General features: G+C 39.6%; 2 protein-coding genes and 2 pseudogenes. 2 read left to right on the top strand and 2 right to left on the bottom strand.

Annotation, left to right across the window (positions count from 1 at the left end; all coding sequences use genetic code 11):
- Positions 1–78 precede the first annotated feature (78 nt).
- Together QZ506_RS17755 and QZ506_RS17750 are read left to right on the top strand one after the other, a co-directional pair.
- The gene (locus QZ506_RS17755; protein ID WP_291972947.1) at positions 79–252 is read left to right on the top strand and encodes a hypothetical protein; all 174 of its coding nucleotides are present in this window, start codon (positions 79–81) and stop codon (positions 250–252) included.
- A 91-nt stretch (positions 253–343) separates the two neighbouring features.
- Positions 344–982, top strand: coding sequence for a hypothetical protein (locus tag QZ506_RS17750; protein ID WP_291972946.1), 639 nt, complete (start codon positions 344–346; stop codon positions 980–982).
- A 27-nt stretch (positions 983–1,009) separates the two neighbouring features.
- On the opposite strand, the pseudogene QZ506_RS17745 reads toward QZ506_RS17750, so the two are convergent.
- Positions 1,010–1,165 (bottom strand): annotated as a pseudogene (locus QZ506_RS17745) (transposase); the annotation flags it as partial.
- A gap of 152 nt (positions 1,166–1,317) precedes the next feature.
- Positions 1,318–1,527, bottom strand: a pseudogene (locus tag QZ506_RS17740) (IS5/IS1182 family transposase); the annotation flags it as partial.

Below are 1,527 nucleotides of genomic sequence, written 5' to 3'. Positions count from 1 at the left end.
CCATGCCAGTTTTGGTTGAAAATGCTTGTCATCTCAGGTGTACACTTTTCTCATGAGGCCTAACTGCATGATTTTACGTTGCGAGGATCCGTCGTTTCGCTGGGCTGCCAGCATAAAATCTATTTATTCAACAAAGCCCCAAAACAGGCGTGTCACAACAGCATTATTCCCTATTATTCAACAAAGCCCAAAGCCGCGGGACCATCCTGTCGGCTAACTTTGATTTATTCAACAAAGCCCAAAACCCTGTGAATGGGGCATTAACCTTCTTACTGATATGTAACAGGCTGGCAATAATGTATGCTTATTCGTTAAGTGTTTCTTATAAGATAAGGGAGTTATGATGACAAACATTAGTACATTATACAATATTGCTGCTTGCGCAGTTGGTATGGAAAATCAGGATGAAATAAAAAAAGCTTTATCTCCCAATGGATTGCTAGAGCATATTATTAATTTTTTTACCTTTGGTGGAGTGAGAAAAAATAATGAAGAACTTTATCGTCAGATTAATGAAAATATTATAAAACAGATTAATTCTTTAAAATTCTTTTATGATTTTACAAGAACAAGGACTATTAATTTGGATGATATTCAAGGTAATAAAGTAACCTTTACTTTGCCGGGTAATAATAATGAAGACGGTATGGTTATAGTGACCGTTAGCAATGGTAAACATGAAGTAAAAGGGGAAATTACGAGTGATAAATTTAAATATTCACTTGCAAAAATGGTGATGGTTCAGAGGGAGAACGCGTTAAGTACCATTATGGAAGACAATGAAGATAAAACTTGCTTTACGTTAGATCAGTACTATATCGATGATGATTTTGAGGATCATTTTCGCATCTGTAATGCACGGTATGGTTCTGTCGATAGTGCTATATATGAAGATCTGAACTTCCTCGACATTGAAGATGTGAACAGTATCATACAGGAGGGCGGGATTTTTTCGGCATCAAATAAGGATAGGCTTTGTTGAATAAATCGAACTTTTAGGCTGTGTCCCTTAATTGCATAACTTCTTGTAAAATAGGCGGATGCAGCCCAGTTTAACCATCGACAGATAATTCCTCGCCGTTTTGTCATAACGTGTGGCAATACGGCGTTATTCTTTTAATCGGCCAAAACATCTTTCCACTACATTGCGATGACGGTAAGCGTCATTGGCGAACCGTGAGCGCGGCTTTGTTGAATAAATAGAATTTTTGGGTAATCATCGGAGCAGATCACCACAGTTGTTTCAAAATCAGGTCTCCATGGGCTTTGTTGAATAAATCAGAACTTGTAACGACTGCGCCCCATACGGGTCGATTGTTACGTGATGTGAATACTGTTCGGCATTCCTGATAGCGTGATCCGGTTAAGCGCTTTGACCATGGCCAGGGCTTCACCCACCTGAGCATCGTAGTATCTCAGACTTAGATGACCACCCAGAAGCCTTTTGAACCGGAACATGGCCGTTTCAGCCACTGAGCGCCGGTGATAGCCCACTTTCTTTTTCCAGATATCGTTACTACCGCTAAT

This window comes from Candidatus Symbiopectobacterium sp., from assembly GCF_020054415.1.
Taxonomy (GTDB): Bacteria; Pseudomonadota; Gammaproteobacteria; order Enterobacterales; family Enterobacteriaceae; genus Symbiopectobacterium.
The sequence above is the reverse complement of the archived record's forward strand: the minus strand, read 5'-3'. Positions and strand labels throughout refer to the sequence as shown.

Excerpts from the sequence above, each read along its gene's own strand:
- QZ506_RS17750 (WP_291972946.1), top strand. The coding sequence starts at position 344 with ATGACAAACATTAGTACATTATACAATATTGCTGCTTGCGCAGTTGGT.